The organism is Kitasatospora sp. NPDC015121 (genome assembly GCF_055562955.1).
Window position 1 is genome coordinate 31,788 of record NZ_JBVHEH010000034.1, and the last position, 15,898, is coordinate 47,685.

General features: G+C 75.9%; 13 protein-coding genes. 10 read left to right on the plus strand and 3 right to left on the minus strand.

The window, feature by feature from the left end; genetic code table 11:
• The first annotated feature begins 1 nt into the window (after position 1).
• From nusA to truB, 7 genes are all read left to right on the plus strand, one after another.
• Entirely contained in the window at positions 2-1,003 is a 1,002-nt protein-coding gene (nusA, locus tag ACZ3J7_RS34810; protein ID WP_465627408.1) for a transcription termination factor NusA, read from the plus strand.
• 70 nt (positions 1,004-1,073) lie between these two features.
• Positions 1,074-1,376 carry a YlxR family protein gene (locus ACZ3J7_RS34815; RefSeq protein ID WP_014138379.1) on the plus strand — a complete coding sequence of 101 codons (303 nt, stop codon included), beginning with the start codon at positions 1,074-1,076 and terminating at the stop codon, positions 1,374-1,376.
• A 191-nt stretch (positions 1,377-1,567) separates the two neighbouring features.
• Positions 1,568-4,678, plus strand: coding sequence for a translation initiation factor IF-2 (infB, locus tag ACZ3J7_RS34820; RefSeq protein WP_465627409.1), 3,111 nt, complete (start codon positions 1,568-1,570; stop codon positions 4,676-4,678).
• A gap of 125 nt (positions 4,679-4,803) precedes the next feature.
• Positions 4,804-5,100: a DUF503 domain-containing protein gene (locus ACZ3J7_RS34825; RefSeq protein ID WP_465627410.1), complete on the plus strand. Its 297-nt coding sequence runs from the start codon at positions 4,804-4,806 to the stop codon at positions 5,098-5,100.
• A gap of 139 nt (positions 5,101-5,239) precedes the next feature.
• Positions 5,240-5,677, plus strand: a complete 438-nt coding sequence (gene rbfA, locus ACZ3J7_RS34830) for a 30S ribosome-binding factor RbfA (RefSeq protein ID WP_465627411.1) — start codon at positions 5,240-5,242, stop codon at positions 5,675-5,677.
• Entirely contained in the window at positions 5,674-6,843 is a 1,170-nt protein-coding gene (locus tag ACZ3J7_RS34835; RefSeq protein WP_465627412.1) for a DHH family phosphoesterase, read from the plus strand. The genes rbfA and ACZ3J7_RS34835 overlap by 4 nt, the downstream gene beginning before the upstream one ends.
• Before the next feature lie 88 nt (positions 6,844-6,931).
• Positions 6,932-7,837 (plus strand): tRNA pseudouridine(55) synthase TruB, encoded by a 906-nt coding sequence (gene truB / locus ACZ3J7_RS34840; protein ID WP_465627413.1) that lies wholly within the window; start codon positions 6,932-6,934, stop codon positions 7,835-7,837.
• Positions 7,838-7,857: 20 nt separating this feature from the next.
• On the opposite strand, the gene ACZ3J7_RS34845 is transcribed toward truB, so the two are convergent.
• Together ACZ3J7_RS34845 and ACZ3J7_RS34850 are read right to left on the minus strand one after the other, a co-directional pair.
• Positions 7,858-8,367, minus strand: a complete 510-nt coding sequence (locus ACZ3J7_RS34845; protein ID WP_465627414.1) for a GNAT family N-acetyltransferase — start codon at positions 8,365-8,367, stop codon at positions 7,858-7,860.
• Positions 8,368-8,458: 91 nt separating this feature from the next.
• On the minus strand, positions 8,459-9,094 hold the full coding sequence (locus tag ACZ3J7_RS34850; protein WP_465627415.1) for a TetR/AcrR family transcriptional regulator: 636 nt from the start codon (positions 9,092-9,094) through the stop codon (positions 8,459-8,461).
• 101 nt (positions 9,095-9,195) lie between these two features.
• Here ACZ3J7_RS34850 and ACZ3J7_RS34855 point away from each other — a divergent pair, with 101 nt between their 5' ends.
• From ACZ3J7_RS34855 to ACZ3J7_RS34865, 3 genes are all read left to right on the plus strand, one after another.
• Complete coding sequence (locus ACZ3J7_RS34855; protein WP_465627416.1) at positions 9,196-9,984, plus strand: SDR family NAD(P)-dependent oxidoreductase; 789 nt, start codon at positions 9,196-9,198, stop codon at positions 9,982-9,984.
• Between the two features lie 270 nt (positions 9,985-10,254).
• Entirely contained in the window at positions 10,255-13,692 is a 3,438-nt protein-coding gene (locus tag ACZ3J7_RS34860) for a serine protease (protein WP_465627417.1), read from the plus strand.
• 63 nt (positions 13,693-13,755) lie between these two features.
• A complete protein-coding gene (locus ACZ3J7_RS34865) occupies positions 13,756-14,700 on the plus strand; it encodes a bifunctional riboflavin kinase/FAD synthetase (RefSeq protein WP_465627418.1) in 945 nt (314 codons plus the stop codon).
• Positions 14,701-14,752: 52 nt separating this feature from the next.
• Here ACZ3J7_RS34865 and ACZ3J7_RS34870 read toward each other — a convergent pair whose 3' ends face one another.
• Positions 14,753-15,883, minus strand: a complete 1,131-nt coding sequence (locus ACZ3J7_RS34870; RefSeq protein WP_465627419.1) for a MinD/ParA family ATP-binding protein — start codon at positions 15,881-15,883, stop codon at positions 14,753-14,755.
• Positions 15,884-15,898 lie beyond the last annotated feature (15 nt).

Here is a 15,898-nt window from a genome sequence, read left to right on the forward strand (position 1 = left end):
CGTGGACATCGACATGAGTGCCCTGCGCGGGCTGGTCACCGAGAAGGGCGTGCCGTTCGACCTGCTGGTCGAGTCGATCGAGTCGGCCCTCCTCATCGCGTACCACCGCACCGAGGGCTCGCGCCGCCGGGCGCGGGTGGAGCTGAACCGCAAGACCGGGCACGTGACGGTCTGGGCGCTGGAGGACGCGTCCGAGCTGGAGGAGGGCGTCGAGCCGAAGGAGTTCGACGACACCCCGTCGGGCTTCGGCCGGATCGCCGCGTCGACCGCCAAGCAGGTCATCCTGCAGCGGCTGCGCGACGCCGCGGACGACCAGACCTTCGGCGAGTACGCGGGCAAGGAGGGCGACATCGTCACCGGTGTCGTCCAGCAGGGCAACGACCCGAAGAGCGTGCTGGTCGACATCGGCAAGCTGGAGGCCATCCTGCCGCCGCAGGAGCAGGTCCCGGGCGAGGACTACCGGCACGGCACCCGCCTGAAGTGCTACGTGGTGGGCGTGCGGCGCGGTGTGCGCGGCCCGTCGGTGACGCTGTCGCGCACGCACCCGAGCCTGGTGAAGCGGCTGTTCGCGCTGGAGGTGCCGGAGATCGCGGACGGCTCGGTGGAGATCGCCGCGATCGCCCGCGAGGCCGGCCACCGCACCAAGATCGCGGTCTGGTCGCGCCGCCAGGGCCTGAACGCCAAGGGCGCCTGCATCGGTCCGAACGGCATGCGGGTGCGCGGCGTGATGGCCGAGCTGCACGGTGAGAAGATCGACATCGTCGACTGGTCGGAGGACCCGGCCGAGATGGTCGCCGCCGCGCTGTCGCCCGCCCGGGTGACGAAGGTGGAGATCGTCGACCTGGCGCAGCGGTCCGCCCGGGTGATCGTGCCGGACTACCAGCTGTCGCTGGCGATCGGCAAGGAGGGCCAGAACGCCCGCCTGGCCGCGCGGCTGACCGGCTGGCGGATCGACATCCGCCCGGACACCGAGGCCCCGGCTCAGGAATCCTCGGACCGGTAGCAACGTTGTCATGTGCCCCCGGTGAATCTACTCGGCGGCGGCGAGTCCCTTCGGAGGGGTAGACTTGAACGTGTCTGGCCGGACGCATGTCCGGGCATGCCCTGAACGCACCTGCGTGGGCTGCCGCAAGCGCGCGGCCAAGCACGAGCTGCTGCGTGTCGTGGCGGGCGAGGGCGAATGCGTCCCCGACCCCCGCGGCACACTGCCGGGGCGGGGCGCGTATCTGCACCCCGACCCGAACTGCCTCGACCTCGCGGTCCGCCGCCGGGCGTTCCCCCGGGCCCTCAAGGCCCAGGGCGCGCTCGACCCCGGCGCCCTGCGGGAGCACGTCGGGGCGGCAGCGAGCCAGGCCGATCGGCAGTCGGCCCACTGACGGGCCTCGCGCCCGGCAACACGCACCAGCGCACGGCACGCGGTCACGCCGCCGTGCGCCCCAGTCAGGTACCTCGCGAGATGGAAGTAGGTCGAGATTGCGATGAGCACTCGATGAGTACGCGATGAGTACGCCCATGAAGTAACGGCAGTCCGGCGGACGAATACCCCGGACGCATAGACAGGAGCGAAGTGGCTAAGGTCCGGGTATACGAACTCGCCAAGGAGCTCGGTTTGGAGAGCAAGGCCGTCATGGCCAAGCTCACCGAGCTGGGCGAGTTCGTGCGTTCGGCGTCCTCGACGATCGAGGCGCCGGTCGTGCGAAAGCTGACTGACGCTTTGGGAGCGACCCCGCCGTCCGGCGGCGCGTCCTCCGCGAAGCCTGGCCCGCGGAAGCCCGCGGCGCCCCAGCCGACCGGCGGTGCCGGTTCGGCCGCACCCAAGCCGGGTGCCCCCACCCCCGGCCCGCGTCCCACCGTGACGCCGGGCCCCCGTCCCACCCCCGCCGCCCCCGCGCCCGCCGCGGGTCCGGCCGCGCCGAAGCCGGCCGGCCAGGCCCCGTCCCCGGGTCCGCGTCCGGCGGCGCCCGCCCCGGCCGCTCCGGCGCCGGCGGCGGAGTTCTCCTCCCCGGCCCCGGCCGGCGAGGCCCCGGCGCGTCCGGCCGCCCCGCGGCCGGCCCCGGCCAACCCCGCGGCCCGTCCGGGCCCGCGTCCGGCCGGTCCGCGTCCGGGCAACAACCCCTTCACCTCGGGCGGCGCGTCGGGCATGGCCCGTCCGTCCGCCCCGCGTCCGGGCGGTGCCCCGGGTGCGGGTGAGCGCGGCCCCCGTCCGGGTGGCGAGCGCGGTCCCCGTCCGGCCGGTGCGCCGGGTGCCGGTGAGCGCGGTCCCCGTCCCGGCGGCGAGCGCGGTCCTCGTCCCGGTGGCGCTCCGGGTGCCGGTGCGCCGCGTCCGGGCGGTGCCCCGGCCGGTGAGCGCGGTCCCCGTCCCGGTGGCGCCCCGCGTCCCGGTGGTCCGGGTGCCGGTGCGCCGCGTCCCGACGGCATGCCGCGTCCGGCCGCTCCGCGGCCCGGTGCGCCGAGCCCGTCCGGGATGCCCCGTCCCAACCCCGGCATGATGCCGCAGCGTCCGGGCCCGCGCCCGGGTCCGGGTGCCGGCGCGCGTCCGGGTGGCCCCGGCGCCCGTCCGGGTGCTCCGGGCGGTGCCCGTCCCGGCTTCCAGGGCCGTCCGGCCGGTCCGGGCTCGCGTCCGGCCGGTGGCGGCTTCGGCGGTCCCCGTCCGGGTGGCGGCGCCGGTGGCGGCGGCGGCTTCGGCGGTGCCCGTCCGGGTGGCGGCGGCTTCGGCGGTCGTCCCGGTGGCCCGGGTGCCCGTGGCGGCACGCAGGGCGCGTTCGGTCGCGGCCCCGGTGGCCGTCCGGCGCGCGGCCGGAAGTCGAAGCGCGCGAAGCGCCAGGAGTACGAGGCCATGCAGGCCCCGTCCGTCGGCGGCGTGATGCTGCCGCGCGGCAACGGCTCGACCGTTCGCCTCTCGCGCGGCGCTTCGCTGACGGACTTCGCGGAGAAGATCAACGCCAACCCGGCGGCGCTCGTCTCGGTGATGTTCAACCTCGGTGAGATGGTCACCGCCACCCAGTCGGTCTCCGACGCCACGCTGCAGCTGCTGGCCGACGAGATGGGCTTCGTGCTGGAGATCGTCAGCCGGGACGACGAGGACCGCGAGCTGCTGGAGTCGTTCGACATCGACTTCGGCGTCGACGAGGGCGACGAGGAGCAGCTGGCTCCGCGTCCGCCGGTGGTCACCGTCATGGGTCACGTCGACCACGGCAAGACCCGCCTGCTCGACGCGATCCGCAAGACCAACGTGGTCGCGGGCGAGGCCGGCGGCATCACCCAGCACATCGGTGCGTACCAGGTGGTCACCGAGGTGAACGGCGAGCAGCGCCCGATCACCTTCCTCGACACCCCGGGTCACGAGGCGTTCTCCGCCATGCGTGCCCGTGGTGCCAAGTCCACCGACATCGCGATCCTGGTGGTCGCGGCCAACGACGGCGTCATGCCGCAGACGGTCGAGGCGTTGAACCACGCCAAGGCCGCCGGCGTGCCGATCGTGGTCGCGGTCAACAAGATCGACGTCGAGGGCGCGGACCCGACCAAGGTCCGCGGCCAGCTCACCGAGTTCGGCCTGGTGGCCGAGGAGTACGGCGGCGACACCATGTTCGTCGACATCTCCGCCCGCCAGGGCCTCAACATCGAGGAGCTGCTGGAGGCCGTGGTCCTGACCGCGGACGCCTCCCTCGACCTGCGCGCCAACCCGGAGCAGGACGCCCAGGGCATCGCGATCGAGGCCCACCTGGACAAGGGCCGCGGCGCCATGGCGACGCTGCTCGTCCAGCGCGGCACCCTGCGGGTCGGCGACTCGATCGTGGTCGGCGACTCCTACGGCCGCGTCCGCGCGATGCTGGACGAGAACGGCAACAGCCTCACCGAGGCCGGCCCGTCCCGTCCGGTGCTGCTGCTCGGTCTGACCTCGGTGCCCCGCGCCGGCGACAGCTTCATCGTCGTCGACGAGGACCGCACCGCCCGCCAGATCGCCGAGAAGCGCGCCGCCCGCGACCGCAACGCCTCGATGGCCCAGCGCCGCGTCCGCGTGTCGCTGGAGGGCTTCGAGGCCGCGCTGGCCGCCGGCAACATCGAGAAGCTCAACCTCATCATCAAGGGTGACGTCTCCGGTTCCGTCGAAGCCCTCGAGGACGCCCTCGTCAAGCTGGACGTGGGCGAGGAGGTCGAGCTCCGGGTCCTGCACCGCGGTGTGGGTGCCATCACCGAGTCCGACGTGGACCTGGCGATGGGCTCGGACGCCATCATCATCGGCTTCAACGTGCGCGCCGAGGGGCGTGCCCGTACCGCGGCCGAGCGCGAGGGCGTCGACATCCGGTACTACTCGGTCATCTACCAGGCGATCGAGGAGATCGAGGCCGCGCTCAAGGGCCTGCTCAAGCCCGAGTACGAGGAGGTGCGCCTCGGCTCCGCGGAGATCCGCGAGGTGTTCCGCTCCTCCAAGTTCGGCAACATCGCCGGTGTGCTCGTCCGCGAGGGCATCATCCGCCGCAACACCAAGGCGCGCCTGCTGCGCGACGGCAAGGTCGTGGCGGAGAACCTCAACATCGAGGGCCTGCGCCGCTTCAAGGACGACGCCACCGAGGTCCGCGAGGGCTTCGAGGCGGGTGTCACCCTGGGCTCGTTCAACGACATCAAGATCGAGGATGTCATCGAGACCTACGAGATGCGCGAGAAGCCGCGCTCGTAGCAGGTGCCCGACCGGGGCCGGTCGACGGGTGCGTTAACCCGTCGACCGGCCCCGGCCGCACTTGTTAGGGTCGGGGCCAGTCGGAAACCCTTCGAGGCTCCCAGGCCGGCCCAGGCCTGTCCCCCATGTACGTAGGAACACTCACCTTCGACCTGCTCCTCGGCGACGTGCACTCGCTGAAGGGGAAGCGGTCGATCGTGCGACCCATCGTGGCCGAACTGCAGCGCAAGTACGGCGTGTGCGCGGCCGAGGTGGGCAACCAGGACCTGCACCGCAGGGCCGAGATCGGCTGTGCGGTGGTGTCCGGCGACGCCGGGTACGTCAGCGAGGTCCTGGACAGCTGTGAGCGGCTCGTCGCCGGCCGCCCCGAGGTGGTCCTGCTCTCCGCACGGAGGCGGTACCACCACGACGACGACGAATGACCTGCGGGAGTCACCACCGTCACACCCGCACAGGACCGAGAGCGCCCACAAGGCTGGGCGCGGGCGGGTACGTTGGGAAGAGGGCCCCACCGGGTGAGGTCATGACCCGGGGTACGCGCCTACTGCACGAGGAGGCAACGTGACCGACACCGCTAGGGCGCGCAAGCTCGCCGACCGCATCCAGGTGGTCGTGGCGGAGACCCTGCAGCGCCGGATCAAGGACCCCCGTCTGGGGTACGTCACCATCACCGACGCCCGGGTCACCGGGGACCTGCGCGAGGCCACCGTCTTCTACACCGTCTACGGTGACGAGACCGAGCGCGAGTCCAGCGCGGCCGCGCTGGAGAGCGCCAAGGGCATCCTGCGCTCCGAGGTCGGCAAGCAGACCGGGGTCCGGCACACGCCGACCCTGACCTTCGTCGCCGACGCCCTGCCGGACAACGCCCGGAACATCGACGACCTGCTGGACAAGGCCCGGCTCTCCGACGCCGCCGTCCGCACCGCCGCCGCCGGGGCCGCGTACGCCGGCGAGGCCGACCCGTACAAGTCGGCCCGCGACGACGACGAGGACGAGTGACCACGGCCGGGGAGCCGGCCGGGTCCGGCGCCGCGAGGGCGGTCTCCACTGTCGAGGTGGAGACCGTCCTCGCGGCGCTTCCGGGCCCTCGCAGCGGGTCACTGGCCGGATCCGGGGCGGAGCCGGAGACCGCCAGCGGGCGGTTCGAGGAGGAGTGGCGGCGCGCCCTCGAACTGATCGCGGGCGGCGACGAGATCGACCTGGTCTGCCACATCTGCCCGGACGGCGACGCGCTGGGCTCGGCGCTGGCCGTCGGGCTGGCGCTGCGCGGCCTGGGCAAGCGGGTGCGGGTGTCGTTCGGCGACGACCCGCAGGTGATCCCCGAGTCGCTGTCCTTCCTGCCCGGGCAGGAGCTGATCGTCCCGGCCGCGGCGGTGCCCGCCGAGCCCGCGCTGGTGCTGGCCTTCGACGCCGCCTCCGAGGAGCGGCTCGGCCTGCTGCGCGGCAAGGCCCTGGCGGCCGGCGCGCTGGTGGTGTTCGACCACCACTCCTCCAACCCCGGCTTCGGCACCGTCCGGCTGATCGACCCGACCGCGCCCGCCACCGCCGTCCTCGCCGACGAGCTGCTGCGGCGGCTGCGGGTGCCGCTCGACCAGTCCATCGCGGCCTGCCTGTACACCGGCATCGCCACCGACACCGGTTCGTTCAAGTACCGGGCCACCACGCCCGCCACCCACGAGATGGCCGGCCGGATGCTGGCCACCGGCATCCGGCACGACCTCATCTCCCGCCAGCTGTGGGACACCACCTCCTTCGGGTACCTCAAGGTGCTCGCCGGGGCGCTGGAACGGGCCGCGTTCGAGCCCGAGGAGGCCGGCGGGCACGGGCTGGTGTGGACCTGGGTGCCCTACCAGGACCTGGCGCTGTTCGGCGTCACCGTCGAGGAGATCGAGGGCCTGATCGACGTGCTGCGCAAGCCCGCCGAGGCGGACGTCGCGCTGGTGCTCAAGCAGGACCCGGACGGCACGCTGCGCGGCTCCTGCCGCTCGCGCGGCGCCGTCGACGTGGCGGCCGCCTGCGCGCGGCTCGGCGGCGGCGGGCACGTGTACGCGGCCGGGTTCAGCGCCCGGGAGGCCGTGGAGAGCACCGTGCGGCGCTTCCGGACGGCGCTGGCCGAGGTCGCGGTACGGGCCGGGGCGGATCCGGCGGGCCCCGGCGCGCGCTAGGCTCGTGCGGTTCGGCGGCCGGGCCGGGGGCCGGGTCGCGGGAACGCGCGCAGGGGCTGCGCGCAGGACTGCGAAATGATGATGAGCGATGAAGCGTAAAGGGACGGGCCCCGACGGGCTGGTCATCGTGGACAAGCCGGAGGGCATCACCTCGCACGGCGTGGTCGCCAAGCTGCGCTGGCTGGCCGGGACCCGGAAGGTCGGGCACGCCGGCACCCTCGACCCGATGGCCACCGGCGTCCTGGTGATCGGCGTCGAGCGGGCCACCCGGCTGCTCGGGCACCTGATGCTCACCGCCAAGACCTACGAGGCGACGATCCGGCTCGGGCAGACCACGGTCACCGACGACCGGGAGGGCGAGGTCACCGCCTCCGTCCCGGCCGACGCCGTGGCGCCCGAGGCCGTCGACGCCGAGGTCGCCAGGCTCACCGGCGAGATCATGCAGGTGCCGTCCAAGGTCAGCGCGATCAAGATCGACGGCAAGCGCTCGTACGCGCGGGTCCGCGAGGGCGAGGAGTTCGAGCTCGCCGCCCGGCCGACCACGGTGCACGCGTTCACCGTGCACGGGCGGCGGACGGCCGTCGCCGAGGACGGCACGCCGGTGCTCGACCTCGACGTCACCGTCGAGTGCTCCTCCGGGACGTACATCCGGGCGCTGGCCCGGGACCTCGGCGCCGCGCTCGGCGTCGGCGGGCACCTGACCGCGCTGCGGCGCACCAGGGTCGGGCCGTACGCGGTCGAGTCGGCGCGGACCCTGGAGCAGCTGGAGGAGAAGCTGGAGGTGCTGCCGATCGCCGAGGCCGCGGCCGCCGCCTTCCCGCGGTGGGACGTCGACGCCGACCAGGCCCGGCTGCTCTCCAACGGCGTGCGGCTGGACGCGCCCGGGCTCGGCGCGGACGGGCCGGTCGCGGTCTTCGACCCGGACGGGCGGTTCCTGGCGCTGATCGAGGAGCACGGCGGCAAGGCCAAGCCGGTCGCGGTGTTCGTCGGCTGAGACAGGCGTCGCCGGAGCGCTCAGCGCAGCGGCAGCCGCCAGTCGTTGCTGCGCAGGAAGCGGCCCGAGCACTGCGGGTACTCGAAGGCGCACGGGCCCGCGCAGTCGAAGCCCAGGCGGGCGCAGAGCGCGTTGGACGGGGCGTTGTCGACGGCCGGGAAGGCGTGCAGCACGCCGGGCGCCGCCGGGTCGGCCGCCACCAGGGCGCGCAGGGCGGCCAGCATCGCCCGGCCGGCCGCGACGGCCACGCCCCGGCCCTGGAACTCCGGCAGCACGTTCCAGCCGGTCTCGTGCACCTGCGCGCCCCGCCACTCGCGCCGGTGGTGGGCGATCGACCCGGCCTGCTCGCCGTCGGCCAGCACGGCGTACATCCGGCCGCCCAGGGACGGGAGTCCGAGGTAGCGGTGGTGGCGCAGGAGCACCTGCTCCTCCGTCTCCGGGCCGCCGACGTGCCGGCGCATCAGCGGGGTGTTGATGCGGCGCAGCAGGTCGAGGTGGGTGTCGTTCCAGGGTTCCAGGCGCACGTCCATGCCCGGCAGGGTGGCCGGGGCCGGGGCGGTGCGCCAGTGGTTTTCCGGCCGGCGCCCGCCCGGCAGGGGGTGCGACGGGCGGGACCCCGCCTCAGCAGGGGGGTGCGACGGGCGGGGCGAGCGGGGCGTCGCCGGGGGCGGGGGCGAGGCCGCGCAGCAGGTGGTCGAGCACGTCGTCGAGAACCTGGTCGAGGGCCGGGCCGGTGAGGACCCCGGCGGCGGCGCGGGCGGCGACGCCGTGGACGGCGGTGAAGAGCACCTCGAAGACGCGTTCCGGGCTGCCCGGGCGGACCAGCCCCGCCTCCTGGCCCCGGACGATCACCTGGTGCGCCTCGGCCTCCAACGGCTGCCAGGCGGTGCGCAGTTCGTCGGTGACGGCCGGGTCGTGCTTGCGGATGAAGGTCAGTTCGAGCATGGCCGGGCGCTCGGCGGCGAAGTCCACGTAGGCGCCGGCGAAGGCGCGGATCCGGGCGTCGAACCCGGGGCCGGCCGCGGCCAGCCGGGCCCGGGCGGCGGCGGAGATCCGCTGGATGCCGGTCAGCGCCAGGGCGTCGAGCAGGGCCTGCTTGTCGCGGAAGTGGCGGCTGGGCGCGGCGTGGCTGACCTCCAGCGCACGGGCGAGTTCGCGCAGCGAGAGGGCGTCCGGGCCGTGCTCCTGGAGGGCCAGCTCGGCCCGGGCCAGCAGTGCGGCGCGGAGGTCTCCGTGGTGGTAGCGGCCCGTTCGCATGGGCTCATGATAGGCGACGGCGCTCACATGTAGGCGTTGACCACTTTGTGGTCAGCGACTACATTCGAGTGCGCCGCCACCACCACCGTCAGGAGCACGTGATGGACCTCGCCCGCCGCGCCGCCGTGATCACCGGAGCCTCCACCGGCATCGGCGCCGCCTTCGCCCGCGCCCTCGCCGCCCGCGGCGCCCGCCCCGTCCTGGTCGCCCGCAGCGAGGACCGGCTCGCCGCGCTCGCCGCCGAACTCGACGCCGCCCACGGCGTCCGCCCCGTCGTCCTGCCCCGGGACCTGGCCGCGCCCGGCGCCGCCGCCGCCCTCGAACGACAGCTGGAGGAACGGGGGCTGGCGGCCGACCTGCTGGTCAACAACGCCGGCTTCGGCACCCACGGACGGCTCGGCGCCGCCGACCCGGAACGGATCGCCGAACAGGTCAGGCTCAACTGCCTCGCCGTCACCGAGCTGACCACCCGGCTGCTGCCCGGCATGCTGGAGCGCCGGCGCGGCGCGATCGTCAACCTCGCCAGCACCGCCGCCTTCCAGCCGCTGCCCGGGATGGCCGTCTACGGCGCCACCAAGGCCTACGTGCTCTCCTTCACCGAGGCGCTCGCCCACGAACTGCGCGGCACCGGCGTGCGGGCGCTGGCGATCTGCCCCGGCGCCACCGCGACCCCGTTCTTCGAGGTGATGGGCGGCGAGGTCACCGGCCCCGGCGGCAAGCGCACCCCCGAACAGGTCGTCGACACCGCGCTGCGCGCCCTCGCCAAGGGCCGGGCCAGCCGGGTGGACGGGCTGCTCAACCGGCTCACCGCCGCCTCGCCCCGGCTGCTGCCGCGCCGCGCGGTGCCGGCCGTCGCGGCCCGGTTCACCCGGGTGCGGGAAGTCGGCTGACGGCGGCCCGCCCCGGGACGTCCCGGCCAAGTGCACCGGCAAAGCCCGGAGTTGGGGCCCCGGCGACGGCGGACGGGAGCGGGGCGGGTTGCCCGGGACGGGATGCGCGCCGGGCGGACGGGCAGGGGGCGCGCGGAGTGAACGGGTGTGGTGAGAGGGGCGTACGAGGTGCCGCGGGGCTGGTGGGGGGCAGGCTGACCGCGGCGTGTACGGCGGCCGTACCCCGGTCCCGCACGGGGCCGGCGACGGCCCGGCGGGAGGACTGGCGGGATGGGCGAGGGTGCGGGCGCCGGCTTCGCGGGGGATCCGGCGCAGGCGCTGCTGCGGATCCGGGACCAGCGGGGCCGGCTGTGCGGGCTCGGCTTCGTCGCCGACCGGGACGGCACGGTGGTCACCGCGCACGAGGTGGTGGCCGGAGTCCCCCGGCTGGTGCTGCACACCCCCGGCGGGCAGTCCCGGGTGCTCGGCCCGGAGAGCGTCGACCTGCTGCCCGACCGCGGCCTTGCCCTGCTGCGCACCGCCGCCGTCGGCGGCGTCCCCGGGCCCGCGCTGCCGATCGGGCGCGGCCCCGTCGACGGCCCCGTCGCGGTGCCGCACCAGCGCTGGGAGGACGGCGCGCCCGCGCTCGCCCGGGGCGGACCGCTCGGCCGGGAACGCGGCCGGTGCGGCGACGGCGCGATCGTGCGGACCGTCCCCGGCGTCCTGGTGCTCGACCTGCCGGTCACCCCGCTCGCCGGGGCGCCCGTCCTCGACCCCGGCACCGGCGCGGTGCTCGCCGTGATCGCCCCCCGGGTGCGCGCCGTCGCCGGGAGCGGGGTCGCCGCCGTCCCGCTCACCTCCGACGGCGCGCCCCCCGCCGACACCCCGCTCGGCCGGCTGCTCGGGCGCAACGCCGCCGACGCCCCCGCGTACGGACGGGCGCTCAACCTCGGCGGGGTGCTGCGGCTCGCCCGGACCCAACTGGACGGCGCCGCCGCCGGCCCCGGCCGGATCGCCGCACTCGCCGCCGACCGGGTCGACCGCCCCGACGGCCTCAGCGGCGAGGAACCGCAGGACACCCTCACCGTGCTGCTCGGCGAGACCGGCAGCGGCCGCAGCACCGAACTCGCCGCCCTGGCCGTCCGCCGCGCCCACGCCGCCCGGCCGCTGCCCACGCTCTGGCTGCGCGGCGCCGACCTGGCCGTCGGCGACCGCACCCTCGGCGACCCGCTGCGCCGCCGACTCGCCACCGCCGCCCGCGAGTTGGGCGTACCGGAAGTCGAACCGGACGAGCTGGCCGCGCTCTGCGCCGACGCCGGACGGCCCCTGCTGGTGGTGCTCGACGCCCCCGAGGAGGCGCCGCTCGCGCTCTCCGCGCGCTGGCTCACCGCCTGCCTCGACTGGCTGCGCGCCCACCGGGCCCGGGCCCTGGTCGCCTGCCGGCCCGACGGCTGGGGGCAGCTCGGCCCCTGGCGGGCCGCCGCCCGCGCGCTCTGGCTCGGCCCGCTCACCGCCGACGCCGCCGCCCGGGCCGGCCGGCGCTACGGGCTGCCCGACGGCTTCCTCGGCCCGGCCGAGCACGGCCACCCGCTGGCGCTGCGACTGGCCGGCGAACTGCGCGGCGCGGGCGCGCGCGGACCGGTCGGCAGCCGGGCCGAACTCTTCGACGGCTGGCTCGACCTGGCCTGCCTCACCGTCGCCCGCCGGATCGCCCTCACCCCCGGCGGCCCGCGCCGCCACCGCCGCGGCACGCCGCCCGCCCCCGGCGAGGACGCCCGGCAGGTCCGACGGCTCGCCGCCGTGGTCGCCGGACGGCTGCACGAGGCCGCCCGGCTGATGCTCGGCGCGGGCGACGGGGCGCTGACCGCCGAGGAGTTCGCCCGGCTGTTCCCCGATGCCGGCGGCTGGGCGCGGGCCGTCCGGGAGGAGCGGGTGCTGGTGCCGGCGGGCGCCGGCTACCGGGCCGGGCACGAGGAGTGGGGGGAGTGGCTGCAGAGCCTGCACCTGGACCTGGACGCGGCCCTGCGGCTGGTGCTGGCGGAGCCCGCCGGGGACGGGGACAGGGCCGGGGGCGGCGTCGGCGCGGGAGATCCGGGCAGGGACGGCCGGGACCGGGCGGGGCGGGCGGACCGGAGCGGCACCGGCCCGCCCACCGGGGTCGGGCGGAGCCGGATCGGGGTGGTGGTGGGGGCGCTGCGGCGGGTGGGGGAGGTGCGCGGGGCGGCGGTGCTGGACGGGTGGCTGCGGCGGGTGCGGGCCGCGCTGGAGCGTTCGGAGCGCGGCGGGGAGGCGGACTGGTGGGCCGGCCGGCTGCTCCCGGCCGGCCTGGCGGCCAGCCCCGACCCGTCCGCGCACCGGGAGTTGCTGGAGCTGCTGGCCGAACGCGCCGGGCGCGACGAGCGGTTCGGGGCCGCGTTCTGGGCCGGCCTGCCGCTGCCGCCGGCCGAACGGGTCGCGCTGCTGGGCCGGCTGGCCCAGGCCCCGGGCCGGGCGGAGGTGGCCCGGGCCGCCGCCGCCGAGCTGCTGACCGCCGACCCGCGCGGCGTGCTGCCGCTGCTGTGCGCCTGGTACGGGCTGCCCGGCGCGGGCCCCGCCGAGCTGGCCGACGAGCTGCTGTACGCCCACCGGGCGCTGGCCCTGGACGAGTTGACCGAAGCGCTGGTCGCCACCGCCCACCCGCGGGCGGACGCGCTGCTGGGCCGGCTGGCCGAGCGGGAGCCGTCCGCGCTGTGCCGGGCCGTCGACCGGTGGAGCCACGACCCGCGCCCCGAGCGGCACGTCGCGGCGGCCGTCCACGCGCTGCGCACCGCCCCGCACGCGGGCGGCTCGGGCGCCCGGCTGCTCCGGCTGGCGGCCCGCACGCTGCTCGCCCGGGAGGACGAACCCGCCCTGCACGGCGCCGCGTTGGCGCTGCTCGTGCGGGACCCGGACGGCCGGGCCGAGCACCTGCCGGCCGCGCTGGCCGCGTACCGGGCGGGCGACCCGTTCCTCACCGCCGAGGTGCTGGCCGGGCTGCTGCCGGAGCACCCCGGCGAGGTGCTGGCGGCGGTGCGCGAGCGGCTGCGGGTGCCGGGGGCCCGGGTCGGCGACGGCCTGCGGGTGCTGGACGGGGCGGCCGACCCGGCGGTGGCCCGGAGCGGGCTGCTGCTCGCCGTCGAACTGCTGCGCGAGGGCCCGGAGCGGGCCGCGGAGGTCGCCCGGCACCTGGACGCGCTGCTGGACGCCGGGCGGGACGGCCGCCCGCTGCTGGACGCCGTGCTGGCCGCCGGGCCGCCGGTGCGGGCGGTGTTCGCGCCGGTGCTGGCCGCGCCCGGCGACGGCCGGGCCGCCCTGCTGGACGCGCTGCTGGCCGCCGAGCGGGACGAGCTGGTGCTGGCGGCGGTGGTGGAGGCGCTGGCGGCCCGGCACGCCGGGCACCCGCCGCGGCGGGTGCGCGAGGTGCTGGCGGCGGTCGCCGCGCGCTGGCCCGGCGCGGACGCCGCCCTGGTGCGCTGTGCGGGCCGCTGGGCGGGTTTCGCCCGGCTGCTGGCGTCCTGGCCCGAGGAGGCCCCGGCGCCGCCGCAGGGGCCCCGGCTGGCCCTGCTGCGGGCCCTCGCCGCGTCCGGCCGGGACCCGCAGTACGCCGCCGCCGAGGCCGAGCGGCAGGTCGACCGTCCCGGCGGCCGTCTGTCGGGTCACACCAAGGGCCTTCCGGTACCTGGGCAGGGCCGGTCGCATGGCACGCTATAGGGGTTCGGTTTCGGTCTTTCGAGTGCACGGCCCGTGCACACCGTAGGAACAAGGAGCGGTCAGGTGCAGCGCTGGCACGGCCTGGAGGAGATCCCCGGGGACTGGGGGCGCAGCGTCGTCACCATCGGATCGTTCGACGGGGTCCACCGCGGACACCAGTTGATCATCAACCGGGTGGTGGAGCTGGCCGGGGAGCTGGGGGCGAGGTCGGTGGTGGTCACCTTCGACCCGCACCCCAGCGAGGTGGTCCGGCCCGGCACCCACCCGCCGCTGCTCGCGCCGCAGCCGCGCCGGGCCGAGCTGGTCGAGCAGCTGGGGGTGGACGCCGTCCTGGTGCTGCCGTTCACCGCCGAGTTCTCCAAGGAGTCGCCGGAGTACTTCGTCCGCTCGGTGCTGGTCGACGCGCTGCACGCGAAGGCGGTCGTCGAGGGCCCCAACTTCCGCTTCGGGCACCGCGCGGCGGGCGACGTCGGGCTGCTGGCCGAGCTCGGCCGGGCGGACGACTTCACCGTCGAGGTGGTCGACCTGCAGGTGCGCGGCGCGGCGGGCGACGGCGAGCCGTTCTCGTCCAGCCTGTGCCGCCGACTGGTCGCGGCCGGCGACATGGCCGGCGTCGCCGAGATCCTCGGCCGCCCGCACCGGGTCGAGGGCGAGGTCGTCCGCGGCGCCCAGCGCGGCCGCGAACTCGGCTACCCCACCGCCAACGTGGACACCGTCGCGCACTCGGCGATCCCCGCCGACGGCGTGTACGCGGGCTGGCTGACCGCCGACGGCGAGACCATGCCCGCCGCGATCTCGGTCGGCACCAACCCGACCTTCGACGGCACCGCCCGCACCGTCGAGGCGTACGCCATCGACCGGGTCGGCCTCGACCTGTACGGCCAGCACGTCGCCGTCGACTTCCTGGCCTGGCTGCGCGGCATGGAGAAGTTCGACTCGATCGACGCCCTGCTGGAGCGGATGGCCGAGGACGTCAAGCGCGCCCGGGACCTCACCGAGCGCCCCTGAACACGCCGGAGCCCCCGCCCGGACGCTCTGCCCGGCGGGGGCTCCGGCACGTTCAGCCCTGGTGCGGCGGCGGGTAGCCGTAGCCCGGGGGCGGCGCCTCGTGCGGCGGCGGGTAGCCGTAGCCGGGCTGCGGGGCCTGCGGCGGGTACGGCTGCTGGTAGGGCTGGTTCGGCTGCGGCGGCTGCTGCCACGGCTGCCCCTGCTGCGGGTAGCCGCCCTGCTGGGGGTACGGCTGCTGCTGCGGGTAGCCGCCCTGCGGCGGGTACGGCTGCTGCTGTTGCTGCTGCCAGCCGGCCTGCTGCTGGGAGCGGGCGATGTCCTCGCCGACCAGCGCCGCCAGCTCGAAGTAGGCGTCGCGCACCTTCGGCCGCATCATCTGCAGGTTGACCTCGGCGCCGGCCGCCAGGCTCTCGTCGAACGGCACCACCACGACGCCGCGGCAGCGGGTCTGGAAGTGCGCCACGATGTCCTCGACCTTGATCATCTTGCTGGTCTCGCGGACCCCGGAGACCACCGTGATCGAACGCTGCACCAGGTCCGCGTAGCCGTGCGCGCTCAGCCAGTCCAGGGTGGTCGAGGCGCTGGACGCGCCGTCCACGCTGGGCGTGGCCACCACGATCAGCTGGTCCGCGAGGTCCAGCACGCCGCGCATCGCCGAGTACAGCAGACCGGTGCCGGAGTCGGTCAGGATGATCGGGTAGTGCTGCCCGAGCACCTGGATGACCTGGCGGTAGTCCGAGTCGTCGAAGGTGGTGGAGACCGCCGGGTCCACGTCGTTGGCGACGATCTCCAGGCCCGAGTTCGGGTCCTGCGAGGTGTACTGGCGGATGTCCATGTAGTTGCGGATGCTCGGGATCGCCGTCACCAGGTCGCGGATGGTCGCCCCGGTCTGCCGCTTGATCCGGCGGCCCAGGGTGCCCGCGTCCGGGTTGGCGTCGATCGCGATGACCTTGTCCTGCCGCTCGCTGGCCAGCGTCGCGCCCAGCGAGGTGGTGGTCGTGGTCTTGCCGACACCGCCCTTGAGGCTGATCACCGCGATCCGGTAGCAGGTCGTCACCGGGTGCCGGATCAGCTCCAGCTTCTGCTGCTTGCCGGCCTGCGCCGACTTGCCGCCGAACTGGAACCGCGACTGCTTCTGCGCCTTCGGCTGGCCGCGCAGCAGCCGGTCCGAGGACAGCTCCACCGCGGCCGTGTACCC